This window comes from Patulibacter sp., assembly GCF_030655195.1.
Lineage (GTDB): Bacteria > Actinomycetota > Thermoleophilia > Solirubrobacterales > Solirubrobacteraceae > Patulibacter.
In genome coordinates, this window is record NZ_JAURWA010000106.1 from 16550 (window position 1) to 34349 (window position 17800).

Annotated in this window: 17 protein-coding genes; 8 read left to right on the forward strand and 9 right to left on the reverse strand. The window is 73.9% G+C overall.

Translation table 11 applies throughout. The features are described from left to right. Positions 1–182: 182 nt before the first annotated feature. Both Q7T67_RS10900 and Q7T67_RS10905 read left to right on the forward strand, forming a co-directional pair. Entirely contained in the window at positions 183–1304 is a 1122-nt protein-coding gene (locus Q7T67_RS10900; protein ID WP_304788976.1) for an alcohol dehydrogenase catalytic domain-containing protein, read from the forward strand. 17 nt (positions 1305–1321) lie between these two features. Further along, a complete protein-coding gene (locus tag Q7T67_RS10905; RefSeq protein ID WP_304788978.1) occupies positions 1322–2023 on the forward strand; it encodes a uracil-DNA glycosylase in 702 nt (233 codons plus the stop codon). Positions 2024–2050: 27 nt separating this feature from the next. Here Q7T67_RS10905 and Q7T67_RS10910 read toward each other — a convergent pair whose 3' ends face one another. Next, complete coding sequence (locus Q7T67_RS10910) at positions 2051–2641, reverse strand: hypothetical protein (protein ID WP_304788980.1); 591 nt, start codon at positions 2639–2641, stop codon at positions 2051–2053. Positions 2642–2725: 84 nt separating this feature from the next. Next, on the reverse strand, positions 2726–4531 hold the full coding sequence (locus tag Q7T67_RS10915) for a phosphoenolpyruvate carboxykinase (GTP) (RefSeq protein WP_304788982.1): 1806 nt from the start codon (positions 4529–4531) through the stop codon (positions 2726–2728). A gap of 226 nt (positions 4532–4757) precedes the next feature. Here Q7T67_RS10915 and Q7T67_RS10920 point away from each other — a divergent pair, with 226 nt between their 5' ends. Further along, positions 4758–5438 (forward strand): aminotransferase class IV, encoded by a 681-nt coding sequence (locus Q7T67_RS10920; protein WP_304788984.1) that lies wholly within the window; start codon positions 4758–4760, stop codon positions 5436–5438. 105 nt (positions 5439–5543) lie between these two features. Here Q7T67_RS10920 and Q7T67_RS10925 read toward each other — a convergent pair whose 3' ends face one another. After that, positions 5544–6809, reverse strand: a complete 1266-nt coding sequence (locus Q7T67_RS10925; protein ID WP_304788986.1) for a citrate synthase — start codon at positions 6807–6809, stop codon at positions 5544–5546. An 18-nt stretch (positions 6810–6827) separates the two neighbouring features. Here Q7T67_RS10925 and Q7T67_RS10930 point away from each other — a divergent pair, with 18 nt between their 5' ends. Then, positions 6828–7958 (forward strand): citrate synthase 2, encoded by a 1131-nt coding sequence (locus Q7T67_RS10930; protein WP_304788988.1) that lies wholly within the window; start codon positions 6828–6830, stop codon positions 7956–7958. 19 nt (positions 7959–7977) lie between these two features. Here the strand turns inward: Q7T67_RS10930 and Q7T67_RS10935 are convergent, their stop codons facing one another. Then, the gene (locus Q7T67_RS10935) at positions 7978–8274 is read right to left on the reverse strand and encodes an MGMT family protein (protein ID WP_370695389.1); all 297 of its coding nucleotides are present in this window, start codon (positions 8272–8274) and stop codon (positions 7978–7980) included. A 105-nt stretch (positions 8275–8379) separates the two neighbouring features. Here Q7T67_RS10935 and lepB point away from each other — a divergent pair, with 105 nt between their 5' ends. Further along, positions 8380–9000, forward strand: coding sequence for a signal peptidase I (gene lepB, locus Q7T67_RS10940; RefSeq protein WP_304788992.1), 621 nt, complete (start codon positions 8380–8382; stop codon positions 8998–9000). 30 nt (positions 9001–9030) lie between these two features. Here the strand turns inward: lepB and Q7T67_RS10945 are convergent, their stop codons facing one another. After that, positions 9031–10527 (reverse strand): NAD(P)/FAD-dependent oxidoreductase, encoded by a 1497-nt coding sequence (locus Q7T67_RS10945; RefSeq protein WP_304788994.1) that lies wholly within the window; start codon positions 10525–10527, stop codon positions 9031–9033. Positions 10528–10615: 88 nt separating this feature from the next. Between Q7T67_RS10945 and Q7T67_RS10950 the strand changes: the two genes are divergently transcribed. Further along, positions 10616–11866, forward strand: a complete 1251-nt coding sequence (locus tag Q7T67_RS10950) for a CdaR family transcriptional regulator (protein WP_304788996.1) — start codon at positions 10616–10618, stop codon at positions 11864–11866. Here Q7T67_RS10950 and Q7T67_RS10955 read toward each other — a convergent pair. Then, positions 11823–12350 carry a MaoC family dehydratase gene (locus Q7T67_RS10955; RefSeq protein WP_304788998.1) on the reverse strand — a complete coding sequence of 176 codons (528 nt, stop codon included), beginning with the start codon at positions 12348–12350 and terminating at the stop codon, positions 11823–11825. The genes Q7T67_RS10950 and Q7T67_RS10955 overlap by 44 nt on opposite strands. Positions 12351–12400: 50 nt before the next feature. On the opposite strand from Q7T67_RS10955, the gene Q7T67_RS10960 reads away from it, so the two are divergent. Further along, positions 12401–13750: an Nramp family divalent metal transporter gene (locus Q7T67_RS10960; protein WP_304789000.1), complete on the forward strand. Its 1350-nt coding sequence runs from the start codon at positions 12401–12403 to the stop codon at positions 13748–13750. 94 nt (positions 13751–13844) lie between these two features. Here Q7T67_RS10960 and Q7T67_RS10965 read toward each other — a convergent pair whose 3' ends face one another. After that, on the reverse strand, positions 13845–14315 hold the full coding sequence (locus Q7T67_RS10965) for an OsmC family protein (RefSeq protein ID WP_304789002.1): 471 nt from the start codon (positions 14313–14315) through the stop codon (positions 13845–13847). A gap of 172 nt (positions 14316–14487) precedes the next feature. On the opposite strand from Q7T67_RS10965, the gene Q7T67_RS10970 reads away from it, so the two are divergent. After that, positions 14488–15540: a CoA ester lyase gene (locus Q7T67_RS10970; protein WP_304789004.1), complete on the forward strand. Its 1053-nt coding sequence runs from the start codon at positions 14488–14490 to the stop codon at positions 15538–15540. Between the two features lie 80 nt (positions 15541–15620). On the opposite strand, the gene Q7T67_RS10975 is transcribed toward Q7T67_RS10970, so the two are convergent. Continuing rightward, positions 15621–16772, reverse strand: coding sequence for an ArsA-related P-loop ATPase (locus Q7T67_RS10975; protein ID WP_304789006.1), 1152 nt, complete (start codon positions 16770–16772; stop codon positions 15621–15623). Next, the gene (locus Q7T67_RS10980) at positions 16769–17707 is read right to left on the reverse strand and encodes an ArsA family ATPase (protein WP_304789008.1); all 939 of its coding nucleotides are present in this window, start codon (positions 17705–17707) and stop codon (positions 16769–16771) included. The genes Q7T67_RS10975 and Q7T67_RS10980 overlap by 4 nt, the downstream gene beginning before the upstream one ends. Between the last annotated feature and the right edge of the window lie 93 nt (positions 17708–17800).

Below are 17800 nucleotides of genomic sequence, written 5' to 3' on the forward strand. Positions count from 1 at the left end.
CCACGCCCCCCGCCCCCACCATCACCAGGCCCCCGCCCCCGCCCGCACGACCGCGCGCCGCCCGGCGATCACCAGCGCCCCGCCCAGGCCTCCTCCCCCGCACGTCCCGGCCCTGTCGCGCCCGCCTCGCGACGAGACCGACCACCCCGCCTCACGCCCGCCCCGCCCGATACCGTCGCCCCATGAAGATTCGCGCCGCGGTGCTGGAGCAGTTCGGGGAGCCCCTCGTGGTCCAGGAGGTCGACCTGGCCGAGCCCAAGCAGGGCGAGGTCCTCGTGCGGCTGCAGGCCTGCGGCGTCTGCCACACCGACCTGTACACCGCCTCCGGGGCGGACCCGACGGGCTACGCGCCGTGCGTGCTCGGGCACGAGGGCGCCGGTGTCGTCGAGAAGGTCGGGCCCGGGGTCGAGTCGGTCGTGAAGGGCGACCACGTCGTCACCCTCTTCGCACCCGAGTGCGGCGAGTGCCTGCACTGCCGCTCCGGCCGGACGAACCGCTGCCTCGCGATCCGCGACATGCAGGGCGACGGCTACCTGCCCGACGGCACCACCCGCCTCTCGCGCGACGGGCAGGAGCTGCGGCACTTCATGGGGACCTCGACGTTCGCCGAGTACACCGTGATGCCGGAGATCGCCCTGGCCAAGATCGACAAGGCCGCCCCGCTGGACGGCGCCTCGATCTTCGCCTGCGGTCTCTCCACCGGCCTCGGCGCCGCGATCTACACCGCCGACGTGCAGCAGGGCTCGACCGTCGCCGTCTTCGGCTGCGGTCTGGTCGGCCTCGGCGCGATCGCCGGCGCGCGCATCGCCGGCGCCACGCGGATCATCGCCGTCGACCTGGCCGCCGGCCGGCTCGACATGGCCCGCCACCACGGGGCGACGGACGTCATCGACCCGTCGAAGCTCGAGGACGGGCAGGACGCGGTCTCCGCGATCAAGGCGATGACCGACGGGTTCGGCGCCGACTACACGTTCGAGGCCACCGGCAACGTGAAGGTCATGCAGCAGTCCGTCGAGGCCGCCCGCGAGGCGTGGGGCCTCGCGACGATGATCGGCGTCGCCGGCAAGGGCGAGACGCTCGACATCGTCCCGCGTCTGCTCATCACCGGCCGCCGCGTCACGGGGTCGTCGTTCGGTGGCGTCCGCGGCCGCACGCAGGTCCCGCAGCTCGTCGACCGCTGGATGCGCGGCGACGTCGACGTGCAGGCGCTCCTGTCGCACCGGATCACGCTGGACGAGGTCAACAAGGGCTTCGACCTGATGCACCACCAGGACGGCATCCGCACGATCATCGGCTTCGACTGAGCGGGTAGGGGCCCGTCGTGACCGACGACGCCCCCACCCCGCACCCGAACGCCCCGGACCTCGCCGGCGTCGTCCCGCCCGCGTGGCGCCCGTACGTCGACCTGCCGGCGCTGCGCCACGTCGAGACGTTCCTCGGTGGCGAGGTCGAGGCCGGGCGGAGGATCCAGCCGCTACGGGCCCAGGTCTTCCGCGCGCTGGAGCTCGTCGCGCCGCAGGACGTCCGCATCGTCCTCTGCGGCCAGGACCCCTACCCCGGCCTCGGCGTCCCCATGGGCATGGCGTTCTCCGTCCCCCCGGACGCGCCGGTGCCCGGGTCGCTGAAGAACCTCTTCGCGGAGCTCCAGGACGACCTCGGGATCCCGCCCGCGTCCACGGGGGACCTGACCCCCTGGGCGGCCCACGGGATGCTGCTGCTCAACGCGTCGTTGACCGTGCGGCCGGGTGAGCCGGGGTCGCACAACGGCGCGAAGTGGCCGGCGGTGACCCTCGAGCTCCTCCGGCGCCTGGCGTCGGAGCGGGAGGGCATCGTCTTCCTCGCCCTCGGCCGCGCGGCCCAGAACGTCATCGCGAAGCTGCCGACGGACGGCCACCGCGTCGTCGAGGCGGCGCATCCGTCGCCGATGTCGGTCGCCGCCTTCCGCGGCTCGCGGATCTTCAGCCGGACGGACGCCGCCCTGGCCGAGCTCGGGCAGCCGGCGTTCGACTGGTCGCTGGGCTAGGCGCAGGGCGGCCCCCGGCCTGCGCGGTCAGTCGTCCGTGAACGTCACGGACGCCAGCACCGGTCCGGCGTTGACGTCGGTCCCGCCTGCCGCCGCCTCGCCGCGGCGCAGGTCGCACGAGCGGATCTCCCGCGGCAGCGCGTCGCCACCGTCGTAGACCCCCTGGACCGCGAGGTTCGAGCCCCAGTCGCCGGGATCCTCGCGCCAGAGCAGCTGGATCGTGCCGATCTTCCGCCCGTCCGCCAGGGTGCAGCGGCCACCGAGCGGCTTGCCCTTCAGCTCGGAGAGCAGCGCGGGTGGCGTGTCGTCCGTCGCGGACACGTAGACGCTGTCGCTCTGCACCTCGACCTTCAGGCCGTCGCGGTCGGTGACGCTCCGGACGATGACCGTGCCGGCGTTGGTGGTGATCACCCGGCGCTGGGCGTCGGCGTCGTCCCCGCCTCCCCCGCCACCGCCGCAGCCGGCGATCGCGAGCGCGGCGCAGCAGGCCAGCGGGCCGGCCGGAGCACGGCGGCGCCCGGACCGGCCCAGCTCGCGTGGACGCCGCGGGCCGGGCCGGACCGCGGGGAGCGGCACGGCGCGGAGCGCGGCGGTACGGACGGGGGCTCCGGTGCTCATGCCTGCACTCTGCCCCCTGCGCCCCGCCACATCCAGTGCCGGGGCGGTCGTCCGGCACGGAGCCGGACGACCGCACGGACCGGCTCAGGCGTTGAGCGCGGCCTTCAGGCTGTCGAGCTGCGCCGAGATCTCGGCGGGGAGCGCGTCGCCGTAGGTGGCGAGGTACTCCTCGATCTGCGGCAGCTCGGCGGCCACGGCGGCCTCGTCGACCGTCAGCAGGCCCTCGAGCGCCTCGCGCGAGATGTCGAGGCCCTCGATGTTGAGGTCCTCGGCGCGCGGGACCAGACCGATCGGGGTCTCGACGGCGTCGGCCTTGCCCTCGGTCCGGCGGAAGATCCACTCGAGGACGCGCGAGTTCTCGCCGAACCCGGGCCAGATGAACCGGCCGTCCTCGTCCTTGCGGAACCAGTTGACGTAGAAGATCTTCGGCAGCTTCGCCTCGTCGGCGGAGCGGCCGAGCTTCAGCCAGTGGTTCATGTAGTCGCCGAGGTTGTAGCCGGCGAACGGCAGCTGGGCGAACGGGTCGAAGCGCAGCTGGCCGACCTTGCCGAAGGCGGCGGCGGTCTGCTCGGAGCTCATCGTCGCGCCGAGGAACACGCCGTGCTCCCAGGAGGTCGCCTCGCGCACGAGCGGGAGGACCGTGGCGCGGCGACCGCCGAAGAGGAAGGCGTCGATCGGCACGCCGGCCGGGTCCTCCCAGTTCGGGGCGATCGACGGGGCCTGCGAGGCGGCGACCGTGAAGCGCGAGTTGGGGTGCGCGGCGGGCGTCGGGCTGTCCGGCGTCCAGTCGTTGCCGTGCCAGTCGATGAGGTGGTCGGGCTTCTCCTCGGTGAGGCCCTCCCACCAGACGTCGCCGTCGTCGGTCAGCGCCGTGTTCGTGAACAGCGTGTCGCGCTGGATGGCGGCGATGGCGTTGGGGTTCGTCTTCTCGCCGGTGCCCGGGGCGACGCCGAAGAAGCCGGCCTCGGGGTTGATCGCGTAGAGCCGGCCGTCCTCGCCGAACTTCATCCAGGCGATGTCGTCGCCGATGGTCTCGACCTTCCAGCCCGGGAGGGTCGGGATGAGCATCGCGAGGTTCGTCTTGCCGCAGGCCGACGGGAACGCGCCGGTGACGTACTTCTCGACGCCCTCGGGCGAGGTCAGCTTGAGGATGAGCATGTGCTCGGCCATCCAGCCCTCGTCGCGGGCGAGGACGGAGGCGATGCGCAGCGCGAGGCACTTCTTGCCCAGCAGCGCGTTGCCGCCGTAGCCCGAGCCGTAGGACCAGATCTCGCGGGTCTCGGGGTAGTGGACGATGTACTTCGTCTCGGCGTTCGTCGGCCACGTGGAGTCGGCCTGGCCGGCGGCCAGCGGCGCGCCGATCGAGTGCACGCACGGGACGAACTCGCCGTCGGTGCCCAGGTCGTCCAGGGCGCCCTTGCCCATGCGGGTCATGATCCGCATCTGCACCACGACGTACGGCGAGTCGGTGACCTCGACGCCGATCTTGCTCTTGTCCGAGCCCAGCGGGCCCATCGAGAACGGCACGACGTACATCGTGCGGCCCTGCATGGCGCCCGCGAAGAGCTGCTGCATCTCCGCGCGCATCTCGGAGGGCTCGCGCCAGTTGTTGTTCGGCCCGGCCTCCGCCTCGGTCGCGGCGCAGATGTAGGTGCGGTCCTCGACCCGGGCGACGTCCGACGGATCGGACCAGGCCAGGTAGCTGTTGGGCCGCTTGGCGTCCGAGAGCTTGCGGAACGTGCCGGCGTCGACCAGCTCCTGACAGAGGCGGTCGTACTCCTCTGCGGAGCCGTCGCACCAGACGACGGACTCGGGCTGCGTCAGCCCGGCGATCTCATCGACCCAGGCGAGGAGCTTGGCGTTCTCGGTCAGCACGGATGTGTCGGGCACTGGACTGGTCCTCCTATGGGCCAACAAGGAATTCGAGGTAGTCAACCGGAACGCGCGGCGCCTTGCGTCGCGCATTCGGGCCTCGGTCACACACGTCGTACGCGTACTGCGGGCAACCGCACAGGCCCACCCGTGGTCGACCAAAAAAGATCATCAGGCGATCGTGGGATCCGTCCCGCCGGAGAGGATCGGAGCCCCGGGAATCCCAGCGTGGCACGATGGGTCCGTGTTCCGCCGGCGCCCCGAAGAGCCGTTGATCGAAACCGTCCTGATCGAGTCCGGACGTGTTCGTCTGTTCGATCGACACCTCGTCCGTCTCCGGCGTTCCGGCGCCGCCCCGAAGCAGGTCACCGCCGTTCGGGCGCTCGCGGAGACGTGGCGCCGGACCGCCGGCCGACCCACCGTCGTGCGCTTCGAGGTCGCCGCCCGCAGCGGCGTGGCCAGCCGCGCGCGGACCCCGCCGTCCCGCGACCCGGTGCGCCTCGCCCTGGTCCCGGGCTTCGACCCGGGGGACGGCCGGCGCGAGCGGAAGCTGGCCGACCGGACGTGGGCGGAGGAGGCCGAGGCCGCCGCCGCCGCCGCCGGTGCCGACGAGCCGCTGCTCCACGACGCGGCGGGCCTCCTCGGCGAGACCAGCCGGGCGTCGCTGTTCGTCGTCGACGCGACCGGCCGCATCCGCACCCCCCCGGTCCGCGGCATCCTGCCCGGCGTCACCCGGGAGTGGGCGATCGGCGCCGCCGGGGCGGAGGAGCACCCGCTCACCGTCGACGACCTCGGCGCCGCCCGCGCCGCGTTCCTCACCACCGCCGCGCGCGGCGTGGTGCCCGTGACGTCGATCGACGGCCGGCCGCTGGGGAGCGACGACCGCGTCGAGGAGCTCGCGGCGGCCTGGCGCGCCCTGGTCTGACCCGGGCGACCGGCGGGTGGTCCGGGCACGCCGCCACCCTCGGACCCCGGGTCGTCGCCGTTCCCGAGCCCCGGGGTCGTCGCCCGCCCCGTCCACCCGGCGCGGTCAGCGGGCCGCCGGGCGCTCCCCCACGTAGGTCGCCCGTGGCCGGAACCGCAGGCGGTGGCGGTACTCCTCCAGACCGTGCGCGACGAGCCCGACGGTCCGCGCCAGCGCGAAGATCGTCGCCGCGGAGCCGGGGCGCAGGCGCATCGCCGTCGTCAGGCCCGCCAACGCGAGGTCGACGTTCGGGGCCGGCAGCCCGCGGTCGCGGGCGAGGGCGACGACGTCGGCCACCGCACGGGCTGCCAGAGGGTCGCGCGCGCACCCGCCGACGAGGTCGAGCAGGTGGTCCGCCCGCGGGTCGCGGTCGCGGTAGACCCGGTGCCCGAAGCCGGCCGGCGGCCCGTCCGCCGAGAGCCGGTCCCCCAGGGCGCGCGCCGGCCCGTCCGGGCCCGCCGCCGCGGTCAGCATGCGCTCGACCTCGCTGGACGCCGCCCCGTGCAGCGCCCCGCCGAGCGACCCGAGCCCCGTGAGGACCACCCCGTAGGGATCCGCCCAGGCCGACGCCGCCACCCGGGCGGCGAACGTCGATGCGGCCAGCTCGTGGTCGGCCAGCAGGACCAGGGCCGCGTCGAGCGCTTGCAGCTGCGCGGGACCGGGAGCGCGATCGTCCGGGGCCAGCACCGTCCAGAGCCGCGCGGCGACGCGGTCGTCGACGGGGATCCCCCGGCCCGGGACGGCGTCGACGAACCCCGCCACGACCGTGCGCCCGGCCCGGCGCACCGCCTCGGGACGACGGTCGGCCCGCAGGGGGTCGCCCGCACGCAGGGTCGCGACGACGACCGGCAGGAGCGCCGGCGGGTCGACGTCCCGCAACGGGGCGAGGACGGCACGGAGCGTCGAGAGGGCCGCCGGGTCCGCGCGCCAGGGGCCGCGGTCGGGGTCCCCCCACAGCAGCGCGGCGACGCGCTCGAGGCCGGAGTGCCGGGCCAGGCCGACGGCGTCGTGGCCGCGGTAGGCCAACCGCCCGTCCGGATCCAGGAGCGTCAGCTCGGTGTCGACGACCGTCTCGACGGCGGGCGAGCGGTCGGTGCGGCGCGCGCGACCGGCCAGCCCTTCGACCGCGGCGCGCGAGAACCGCGTCGCGCGGCGGTCGCTCGAGGGGTCGCGCTCCAGGAGCCCGCGGCTGACGTAGGCGTAGACCGTCTCGCGCTTGACCCCGAGCCGGCGCGCGGCCTCGGCCACCGTGAGCGTCTCCCCCATGCCGCTCATGTTGACGTGATCAACGTTGATCCGCATCGACGGCCGCAGGACGATCGACGGGACCACCGAACCAGGGAGCACCCGATGGGCACGCAGACGCAGCAGGTACGGGAAGGGCTCGAGGGCGTCGTCGCCTTCGCGACCGAGATCGCCGAGCCCGACCGCGACGGCGGCGCGCTGCGCTACCGCGGGGTCGATCTGCGCGAGCTCGCAGGCGTGGTCCCGTTCGAGCGGGTCTGGGGGCTCCTCGTCGACGGGCGCCCCGACCGCGAGCTGGCCCCCGCGGGCACCCATCCGCTCGCGTTCCGGACCGGGGACGCGCGGGTCGACGTGCAGGCCGCGATCGCGGCGCTGGCCCCCGAGTGGGGCCTGCGACCGCTCGTCGACCTGAGCCCCGAGGTCGCCCGCGACCAGCTCGCGCGCGTCGCCTCGACCACCCTGTCGTTCGTCGCCCAGGCCGCACGCCGGGAGGGCATGGGGCTCGGCGGCGCCGCCCGGACGACCGGCAGGCCCCCGGTCCCGCAGGCCCGGATCGACGAGGGACGCACGCTCGCCGAGCGCTTCCTGATCCGTTGGCGCGGCGAGGCGGACCCCGCGGAGACCCGGGCGATCGACGCCTACTGGACGACCGCGGCGGAGCACGGCATGAACGCGTCGACGTTCGCCGCCCGCGTGGTCGCCTCGACCGGGGCGGACGTCGCCGCGTCGCTGAGCGCGGCGGTCGGGGCGCTGTCCGGGCCGCTCCACGGCGGGGCGCCGGCCCGCGTCCTGCGGATGCTCGACGAGGTCGAGCGCGAGGGCGACGCCGACCGCTACGTCGCCGGGGTCCTCGGGCGCGGCGAGCGGATCATGGGCTTCGGCCACCGCGTCTACCGGGCCGAGGACCCGCGTGCCCGGGCGCTCCGGCAGGTCGCCGAGGAGCTCGGCTCGCCGCGCGTGCAGGTCGCCCTGGACCTGGAGCGGGCCGCCCTGTCGGCGCTCGCGGCGGCCAAGCCCGACCGGGTGCTCGCCACGAACGTCGAGTTCTGGTCCGCGGTCGTCCTGGACCACGCGCGCGTGCCGCAGGACCTGTTCCTCCCGCTGTTCGTCTGCGCCCGCACCGCCGGCTGGTCCGCCCACGTCCTCGAGCAGCGACGGACCGGGCGGCTGATCCGCCCCTCGGCGGTCTACGCGGGCGCTCCCCCGCGTCCGTGGGCGCAGGTGACCGGCGCCTGAGCGGGCGGGGCGCCCCCGCTCACCCCAGGTGCTCGCCCGGGGGCAGCGGCAGCCGTGCGGCGGCCAGGTCCACCCGGCCCGCCGGCGTCAGCGGGACGCCCTCCCGACGCAGGAGCGCGGCCTGCCGGTCGGCCTGGGTCAGGCTGCCGTCGGCACGTACGACGCGGTGCCACGGCACGTCGGCACCGGACGTGGCGAGGACGCGACCGACGAGCCGCGGCGCCGCCGGGTCGAGGTCGCCATAGGTGCGGACGAACCCCTCCGGGATCGCCCGGACGCCCTCCAGGATGCGCTGGGCCCGCGCGTCGTCCGCCACGCCCCGCATCCTCGCGCCGGCCCCGGACGACGGCTTCCGGCGGCCGCTCCGGGCCGATCGTCCCCCGGCGGCTCGCGGCGGCGGGGGCTCTGCCACGATCCATCGGTGCTCCCGACCCTCAAGCGCCTGCGACGGAACTCCCTCGTCTCGATGGTGTTCACGATCGCCGTGGTCCTGGGTCTGGTCTTCGCCGTCCAGGCCCTCGCCGTCAAGCCGTACCAGATCCCCTCGGAGTCGATGGAGCCCACGCTCCAGATCGGCCAGCGGATCGTGGTCGAGCGCGTCGGCCACCACCTCGGCTCGACGCCGTCGGTGGGCGACGTCATCGTCTTCCACCCCGCGAAGGACCCGGAGGAGGGCGGCTGCACCAACCGCGATCAGGGCGGCGGCACACCGAGCCTGTGCGCCGTGCCGCGCGACGAGGACGACTCCAGCACCTTCGTCAAGCGCGTCGTCGGCGTCCCGGGCGACCGGATCTCGCTGCGCCGCGGACGCGTCATCCGCAACGGCAAGCGGGCGAGCGAGCCGTTCATCCGCCGCTGCTCCTCGGGCGACGACTGCACCTTCACCCGCACCATCACGGTCCCGAAGGACACGGTCTACGTGCTGGGCGACAACCGCGGCAACTCCGAGGACAGCCGCTACTGGGGCCCGGTCCGCGTGAAGTGGGTCATCGGCAACGCGGTGGGCACCTACTGGCCGCCGAAGCGCGTCGGCGGCCTGTAGGTCGTCCGACCCGCCGTAGGCGGCGGTCGCTCAGGCGACGACCGCCGGCCGGCGGTCCGTGGTCGAGAACCGCAGGGCCGGGTCCTCGACGCCGCCGCGCCGCAGGCGTTCCCGGTCGGCGACGAACCCCATCTCGACGGTCCACGGCCCGTGCGACCCGCGCCGCGGGAACGCGTCGATCCCGCGCTGCACGTAGCCCGCGTCGAAGTCGAGGAACGGCGACGTCTCCACCGTCGGGTCGTCGAGCTCCGGGACGACCACGTCCCATCCGTGGTCGTCCATGTGCGCGAGCAGCCGGCAGAAGTGCTCGCAGACGAGGTCGACCTTCAGGGTCCAGGCGATGTTCGTGTAGCCGAAGGCGAACGCGAAGTTGGGCAGGCCGCCCAGCATCATGCTCTTGAACGCGACGGTCTCCCCGAAGTCGATCCGCCGGCCGTCGACCGACACGTCGATGCCGCCGAAGGGCAGCATCCGCAGTCCGGTGGCCGTCACGACGACGTCCGCCTCGAGCTCCCGGCCCGAGGCCAGGCGGACACCGGTCTCCGTGAACCGGTCGATCCGGTCGGTCACGACGGACGCCCGCCCCTCGCGGATCGCACGGAAGAGGTCGCCGTCGGGGACGGCACAGAGGCGCTGGTCCCACGGGTCGTACCGCGGCTTGAAGTGCTCGTCGACGGGGTAGCCCGCGGGAAGCAGGCGCCGGGTGATCGCGCGGATCAGGCGCCGCGAGGCCCGCGGCCACCGTTGGCAGCCGTTGTAGACGCCGCGCCAGACGGCGACGTTCAGGCGGCGCGTGATCCGGTACGCCAGGGCCTCCGGGAGCACGCGGTTCATCGCGTTGGCGAGCGCGTTTCGCCGCGGCACCGGCACGACGTAGGTCGGCGAGCGCTGCAGCATCGTCACGTGCGCGGTGTCCTGCGCCATCGCCGGGACGAGCGTGACGGCCGTGGCACCGCTGCCGATGACGACGACGCGCCGCCCGGCGTGGTCGAGGTCCTCGGGCCACGCCTGCGGGTGGACGATCCGACCGGCGAAGTCCTCCGCACCCGGGAACTCCGGCGCGAACCCCTCGGCGTGGTCGTAGTAGCCCGTGGCGGAGAAGAGGACCCGCGTCGTCAGGTCCTCCTCCCGGCCGTCGTGCGCGACCCGGACCGTCCAACGGGCCTCGTCCCCCGACCACGACGCGGAGAGCACCCGGTGCCCGAAGCGGAGGTGCTCGTGCACCCCGTGCTCCCGTGCGGCCTCCTCGAGGTACGCCACGATCTCGTGGCCGTCGGCGATCATGTTCCCGCTCGTCCACGGCTTGAACTCGTACGCGAACGTGTGGAGGTCGGAGTCCGACCGCACGCCGGGGTAGCGGAAGAGGTCCCACGTCCCGCCGATCGCCTCCCGCGCGTCGAGGATCGCGATGCGCTTCCCCGGCAGCCGCGAGCGCAGGTGGCAGGCCGCACCGATGCCGGAGATCCCCGCCCCCACGATCAGCACGTCGAGATCCGTGTCCACGTCGTCCGTCGTCCGTTCGATCATGACGCGACGCTAGCCCGGGCCGGCGGGCGCGATGATGGCGTCTCGCACGAACTTCCCCGCCGGGAATGGGCGGTGGCACACTGCGGCGATGACGGATCTCGCCGACCTGCTCGGACGCATCGCCGACCGGGTCGAGGTGGACCTGGAGTCCGTGGTCGCCGAGATGGTGGAGGCGATCGTCGTGACCGTCCCCGCCCTGGACGCGGACCCGGTGATCCGCGCGGAGGCGGCGGCGAGCTGCCGCGGCAACGCCCGCCGGTACGTCGCGGTCGCCCGCCTGCCGTCGGACCCGCCCGCGGAGGAGCCACCGGCCGAGGCCCTGGAGTTCGCGCGGACCGTCGTGCGCCGGGGGATCGAGTCCGACGTCGTCTACCAGGGCTACCGGCAGGGGCAGCAGGTCCTCTGGCGCCGCTGGATGACGGTCGCCGAGGAGGTCGCGACCTCGCGGGACGACCTGGCCGCGGTCCTGAACGTCTCGCTCGACCTGCTGTTCCGCTACGTCGACGGGGTCCTCGGGCGCGTCATCCTGGAGATGCAACGCGAGCGGGAGCAGGTCCTGGGCGGGGCGCTCGCCCGACGCGCCGAGACGATCCGGCTCGTGCTGGACGGCGCGCCGCTCGACCGCGCCACCGCGAGCACGCGGCTGCGCGTCGACCTGGACCGCCGGCACACGGCGCTCGTGCTGTGGCGGGACGGAGGTCCCGCCGACGCCGGCGCGCTCGAGACCGCGGCGGTGGCCGTCGCCCGGGTCGCCGGCGCCGGCACCCCGCTCACGCTCGCGGCGGGCTCCACGACGCTCTGGGCCTGGCTGACCGGCGGAGGGGTGCCGGAGGAGTCCGCGATCGACCGGGCGCTGGCCGCGGTCGACCCGGCGGTGCGGGTGGCGATCGGGCCGGCCGCGGCAGGGATCGGCGGGTTCCGCCGCAGCCACGAGGCGGCGACGGCCATCCACCGCCTCCTGCGCGACGACCCCTCGGGTGAGCGGGTGTCGACGTGGAGCGCGCTGGAGATCACCGCGCTGGCCGGTCGCGACCGGGCCTCCGCGGAGGGGTTCATGGCGGCGACCCTCGGACCGCTCGCCGACGACACCCCGACCGCCGCGCGCCTGCGGGAGACGCTGCGGGTGTTCCTGGACGAGGCGGACAACGCGCCGCGGGCCGCGGCGCGCCTGCAGACGCACCGCAACACGGTCCTGCAGCGGGTCGGCCGTGCGACAGAGCAGCTGGGCCACCGCCCCGGCGACCGCCGCCTGGCGGTCGCCCTGGCGCTCGAGCTCCGCCGGCGGCTGGGTCCCCCTACTCGCCCGGGTCCTTCTTCGGGACGAGCACGCGGCGCTTGAACTCGGCGACGAGCAGGCCGTCCTGGTTGAAGACGCGCGTGTGGACGATGACGACGCCGCGGTCGGGCTTCGTCTTGGACGCCTTCTTCGAGAGGACCTCGGTCTCGACGAACAGCGTGTCGCCGTGGAAGACCGGGTTGGGGTGCGAGAGGTCGTCCGTCGCGAGGTTGGCGATCGCCAGGCCCGAGATGTCGGAGACGGAGATGCCCAGCGCCAGCGAGTACACGTACGGACCGACGACGACGTTCTTGCCCTGCTGCGACCGCTTGGCGTAGACGTCGTTGAGGTGCAGCGGGTGGTGGTTCATCGTCAGGAGGCAGAAGAGGTGGTCGTCCCCCTCCGTGACGGTCTTCGCGGGCCAGTGCTTGTACGTGGCGCCCTCCTCGAACTCCTCGAAGTAGCGCCCGTACTGGTGGGAACCGGTCGCGTGACGGACCTCCGGGAGGTCGTCGGTCCCAGGGGTGAAGGTCGGCTCGTCGGACATTGCTACTCCAGGTCGGGTTGCGGCGGATCGCGCCTGCGGGAGTCTGCCGGATGGGGCGCACGGCCGAGGTTTTGGCACGCGATACAATCACTCGCATAGAGCCCACACTTCAGCGCGACCCCCCATCGGCCACACCCGACCCGGACGCCCCCCTCACCCCCAGCCACCTGCAGACGGCCCGTTCACGGGGCCGCATCCGGGGTCGATTGGCACTCCTCGGTCCGTCGTTCGTCGCGGCCGTCGCCTACGTCGACCCGGGCAACTTCGCGACGAACATCTCGGCGGGTGCCCAGTTCGGCTACCTGCTCGTCTGGGTCGTCGTGATGTCCAGCGCGATGGCGATGCTCGTGCAGTACCTGTCGGCGAAGACCGGGCTCGCGACGGGGCACAACCTGCCCGAGCTCGCGCGCGGGCGCTTCGGCCGCCGGACGCGGTTCGGGCTGTGGGCACAGGCCGAGGTGGTGGCCATCGCCACGGACATGGCCGAGTTCGTCGGTGCGGCGATCGGCCTGAACCTGCTCTTCGGCGTCCCCCTGTTCGAGGCCGGCCTGATCACCGCGGTCGTCGCGTTCGCCATCCTCGCGCTGGAGCAGCGCGGCTACCGCAGGTTCGAGCTGGCGATCGCCGCCATGCTGGGCCTGGTCGCGGCGGGCTTCGTCTACGACCTCGTCGCGGTCGGCAACCAGTCGGCGTCGGGGATCCTCGACGGCCTGACGCCGGGTCTCGCCGGGTCGGACTCGCTGCTGCTGGTGGTCGGCATCATCGGCGCGACCGTCATGCCGCACGTCGTCTACCTGCACTCGGCGCTGACGCAGAACCGGATGGCCCCCCGCGACGAGGCGGAGCGTCGCGACCTGCTCCGCTGGCTGCGGATCGACGTCGGCCTCGGGCTGAGCATCGCCGGCCTGATCAACCTCTCGATGATGCTCGTCGCCGCGGCGCTGTTCTTCCGCATCGGGGCGACGGACGTCGACTCGATCGAGGCCGCCCATCGCGGCCTGCGCGAGTACGTCGGCGGCGGGGCGGCGCTCGCGTTCGCCGTCGCGCTGCTCGCCTCGGGGCTCTCGTCCTCCAGCGTCGGCACCTACGCCGGCCAGATCGTGATGCAGGGGTTCATGGACTGGCGGATCCCGCTGTTCGTGCGCCGCCTGGTGACCATGTCCCCCGCCCTGGTCGTCCTCGCGGTGGGCCTGCCGACCACGGACGTCCTGGTCGTCTCCCAGGTCGTCCTCTCGTTCGGGATCCCGTTCGCCCTGGTCCCGCTGATCATCATCAGCAGCGACCGCCGGGTGATGGGGTCGCTCGTCAACCGCCGCGTGACGACGCTCGCCGCGAGCGTGATCGCGACGATCATCATCGGCCTCAACGGCTACCTGATCTTCGACACGGTCCTGGGGTGACCGGGCGCGCGGCCGCGCGCCCCACCACCGCCGGCCGGCCCGCCCGTCCCGAGGACGGCGAACCCGGCCGGCGGCGCCCGTCCCGCGATCGCCCCTACAGCGCCGCGTTCGTCCAGTCCGAGGTGAACTCGAGGCCGCTGCGGACGAAGAGCTGCGTGACGGGGCAGCGGCGCTCGGTCTCGGTCTTGAGCCGCTCGAACGTCGCGTCGTCGGCGTCGGTGGCGATCGTCGCGGAGACGCGGACCGCGTCGAAGTTCGCGTTGCCGTCCGCACCACCGGCCATCACCGACGGATCGAAGTCGCCCGTGGCGTCGAACCGCAGCTCGCCGAGCGTGACGCCCAGCTCCTTGGCCACGATCTGCGCGGTGATCTGGTTGCAGCCGGTCAGCGCGCCGAGGGTCAGCGAGAGCGGGCTGGGCTCGGAGTCCTGACCCCCGAACGGCGGCACGGTGTCGGTGGCGAACCGGTGGGCGGTGCCGTCGCCGCCGACCGTGATCCGCTGGAGGACGCCGGTGCCCTCGCCCGCGACGGTGAACGGGACGATCTGCTTCTTCGTGGTCGCCATGGGATCCTCGATGTCGATACCCGCGAATCCCGGTTGGATTTGCGGCCTATCGAGATCCTACGCGTCGCCGAACCCGGTGGATGCCACCGACCGGTGACCGGGCGGCACGAGCGCCCGGGAGGTCCAGGACGCGAAGACGGACCACGCCCGACCGCGGGTAGGATCCGGCCCCATGCGCAACCCCCGTGACTTCTTCAAGCCGCTCGCCGTCGGGGCGCCGGAGCCGGTCCGCGAGATCCCGGTCCCGCCCTCGCGGATGATCCACTTCTTCGACCCGAGCAACGAGAAGATGCGGTCGAAGCTCCCGGCGATCGCCGCGAAGGCCGACATCGTCCTGGGCAACCTCGAGGACGCCGTCTCCATCGACAACAAGGAGGCCGCGCGCGCCGGTCTCGTCGAGGTGGGGAAGACCGCTGACCTGGGCGGCACGCCGCTCTGGACCCGCGTGAACTCGCTGGAGAGCCCCTGGGTCCTCGACGACCTGACGACGCTCGTCACCGAGATCGGCAACGAGCTCGACGTCATCATGATCCCGAAGGTCGAGGGCGCCCAGGACATCCACTACGCCGACCGCCTCGTCGCCCAGCTGGAGGCCAAGGCCGGCGTCACCCGCCCGATCCTCTTCCACGCGATCCTCGAGACCGCGTCGGGCATGGCCAACGTCGAGGAGATCGCCGGCGCCTCGCCGCGCATGCAGGGCATCTCGCTCGGCCCGGCCGACCTCGCCGCCTCGCGTCGCATGAAGACCACCCGCGTCGGCGGCGGTCACCCCGGCTACGTCTCGATCTCGGACCCCACGAGCGCCGACGACCTCGAGGCCGGCCGCGTCCGCGCCCAGCAGGACCCGTGGCACTACACCGTCGCCCGCATGGTCGACGCCTGCGTCGCCAACGGCATCCTCCCGTTCTACGGCCCGTTCGGCGACATCAAAGACGTCGTCGCCTGCGAGGCGCAGTTCCGCGCCGCGTTCATCCTCGGCTGCGTCGGCACCTGGTCGCTGCACCCGGTGCAGATCGACATCGCCAAGAAGGTCTTCTCCCCCGACCCGGACGAGGTCGCCTTCGCCAAGAAGATCATCGAGGCGATCCCCGACGGCAAGGGCGTCCACATGATCGACGGCAAGATGCAGGACGACGCCTCGTGGAAGCAGGCCAAGGTCCTCGTCGAGCTCGCCGAGCAGCTGGCCGAGAACGACGACGAGCTGCGCGAGAAGTACGGCTTCTAGGTCGTCCGGCGGGACCGCCGCGCCGGGCGCGGCGACGGGCCCGCCGCCGCCTGAGCCGGATCGTCGCCCCGGCCGGCCGCTCAGCCCGCCGCGGGGAAGAGGTGCTCGACCAGGCGGTCGAGCCCCTCGACGTCGTGGACGTCCTCGGCCAGCTGGGGCACCAGCAGGACCGGCTCGTCGCCGGGGCCCCGCAGGTGCTCGGTGATCAGCCGCTCGTCGTGCGTCGCCTGGCGGCGGATCCGCTCGTGCATGGCGGCGGCGCGGGCGGCGACGTCCTCGTCGCCGAGCGCCTCGGCCAGCGCGTCCCGCACGGCGTCCTCGTCCTCGTGCCGGGCCGCGCGGGTCAGGCGGTTGACGACGAGCCCGCCGTAGGTGATGTCGCGACCGGAGAGGGCCTTGCGGAACGCGCCCGCCTCGGCGAGCGACTCGGGGTGCGGCGCGGCCACGAGGAGGAAGACCGTCCGCGGCTCCGCCAGCAGCGCCTGGACCGCGCGGGCCCGCTCGCCGAAGCCCTTGCTCATGCCCCCGAGCACGCCGAAGAACTCGACGAGGTCCGACAGCAGGTCGACGCCGAGCGCGCGCTTGAGCAGTCCGGTGAAGACGCCGGCGCCGCGGCCGAGCAGTCCGAGGCCACCCGAGGCCGGCTTCAGCAGCAGCTGTAGGGCCCGGGAGTCGAGGAACGAGTGCAGCCGCTGCGGCGCGTCGAGGAAGTCCAGGGCGTTGCGGGTCGGCGGGGTGTCCAGCAGGACGACGTCCCAGCGGCCGGACTGCAGGAGCTCGTGGAGCTTCTCCACGGCGGTGTACTCCTGGGTGCCGGCGACCGCCCCGGAGAACTCCTTGTAGACGCGGTTCTGGAGCACCTTCTCCGCGGCCTCCGGGCTGTCGGCGTACTCCCGGATGAGCCCGTCCCAGGTGGACTTCGCGTCGAGCATCACGACCCAGAGCTCGCCGACGGTGCCACCGTCGGGCGCGCTGGGCTCCAGCGGCACCTGCACCGGCTCGTCCGCGACGCCCTCGAGGCCGAGCGCGTCGGCCAGGCGCCGGGCGGGGTCGATCGTCAGGACGCAGACGCGCCGTCCGCGCCGGGCGAGGCCCAGGCCGATGCCGGCCGCCGTCGTCGTCTTGCCCACGCCGCCGCCGCCGGCGAGCACCACGACGCGCGCGTCGGCCAGCGTGGAGTCCAGGTGCAGGGTCGAGGTCACGCCGCCGGGCGTGGCGTCCGCCGCGCTCACGCCGCGGCCTCCGCCAGGGCGTCGGCGAGCTCGCCCAGGTCGTCCCGGGTCACCTCGTCGTCGCGCCGCTCCAGCGCGGTGAGCGCGACGCCGGGGCGCAGGCCGGCGGCGAGGCGCTCGCGCTGGACGTCCTCGCGTCGGGCCCGGCGGTGCTCGACGAGCACGGGACCGGCCACCCGGACGGCGAGGTCGCCGTCGGACGCCTCGTCGACCGCGCCCGGCGCCAGCGCCCCGATCTCCTCGGCCTCCGGGTCCTCCAGGAGCGTGCCCCGGGTGCGGTTGAGGACGACGAGGCCCAGGTCGACGCCCAGGCCACGCAGGGCCTCCGCGGTCTCGAGGGTCTCGTTCACCGGCGTCTCCTCCGGCAGCGCGCAGAGGACCACGCCCGTGCGCCTGCGGTCCTCGATCAGCGCCGAGAGCTCGTCGGCGCGCTTCTTGATCGGCCCCCCGCGCGCGATGCCGCTGTAGGTCGCCGGCGAGCGCAGCATCGCCATCGCGTGTCCGGTGGCCGGCGCGTCGACGATGACGAGGTCGTAGGTCGGGTGCTTGCGGCCGCGGTCCTTCTGCGACAGGTCGCGGAAGCGGTCCACCGTGCAGACCTCGCGCAGGCCCGGGGCCGCGGTCATCGTCAGGTTGAACAGGCGGTTCTGGAAGATCACCCGGTGGACGGGCCCGCCGACCTGGCTGCGGAGGAAGTCGTGGGCGGCCTCGATCGGGTCGATCGCCTGCAGCGAGATCCGCTCCTCGACGACCGTCTCGCGGTGGCCGACCGGGCCGTGGCCGAAGAGCGACGAGAGCCGCTCGCCGGCGACCTCGGCGATCAGGACGCGCTTGCCCTGGCGGGCGGCGAGCACGCCGAGTGCGGCGGCGATCGAGGTCTTCCCGGTGCCGCCCTTTCCGGTCACGAGGAGGAGGCGGCGATCCAGGAGGGCCATCGGCGCCCAGCCTACGGGGCGACCGCTCGGGGCGTGGCCGATGGCCGCGAACGTGCGACGCGGGACGCCGCCCGACCCCGCCGCGTCGCCCAC

Bases quoted from the DNA above. Each gene is read 5' to 3' on its own strand.
- Q7T67_RS10950 (WP_304788996.1), top strand. From the start codon at position 10,616: ATGACGGATCTCGCCGACCTGCTCGGACGCATCGCCGACCGGGTCGAG.
- Q7T67_RS10955 (WP_304788998.1), bottom strand. From the start codon at position 12,350: ATGTCCGACGAGCCGACCTTCACCCCTGGGACCGACGACCTCCCGGAG.
- Q7T67_RS10930 (WP_304788988.1), top strand. From the start codon at position 6,828: ATGGGCACGCAGACGCAGCAGGTACGGGAAGGGCTCGAGGGCGTCGTC.
- Q7T67_RS10980 (WP_304789008.1), bottom strand. From the start codon at position 17,707: ATGGCCCTCCTGGATCGCCGCCTCCTCCTCGTGACCGGAAAGGGCGGC.
- Q7T67_RS10965 (WP_304789002.1), bottom strand. From the start codon at position 14,315: ATGGCGACCACGAAGAAGCAGATCGTCCCGTTCACCGTCGCGGGCGAG.
- Q7T67_RS10900 (WP_304788976.1), top strand. From the start codon at position 183: ATGAAGATTCGCGCCGCGGTGCTGGAGCAGTTCGGGGAGCCCCTCGTG.
- Q7T67_RS10945 (WP_304788994.1), bottom strand. From the start codon at position 10,527: ATGATCGAACGGACGACGGACGACGTGGACACGGATCTCGACGTGCTG.
- Q7T67_RS10910 (WP_304788980.1), bottom strand. From the start codon at position 2,641: ATGAGCACCGGAGCCCCCGTCCGTACCGCCGCGCTCCGCGCCGTGCCG.
- Q7T67_RS10970 (WP_304789004.1), top strand. From the start codon at position 14,488: ATGCGCAACCCCCGTGACTTCTTCAAGCCGCTCGCCGTCGGGGCGCCG.
- Q7T67_RS10960 (WP_304789000.1), top strand. From the start codon at position 12,401: ATGGGGCGCACGGCCGAGGTTTTGGCACGCGATACAATCACTCGCATA.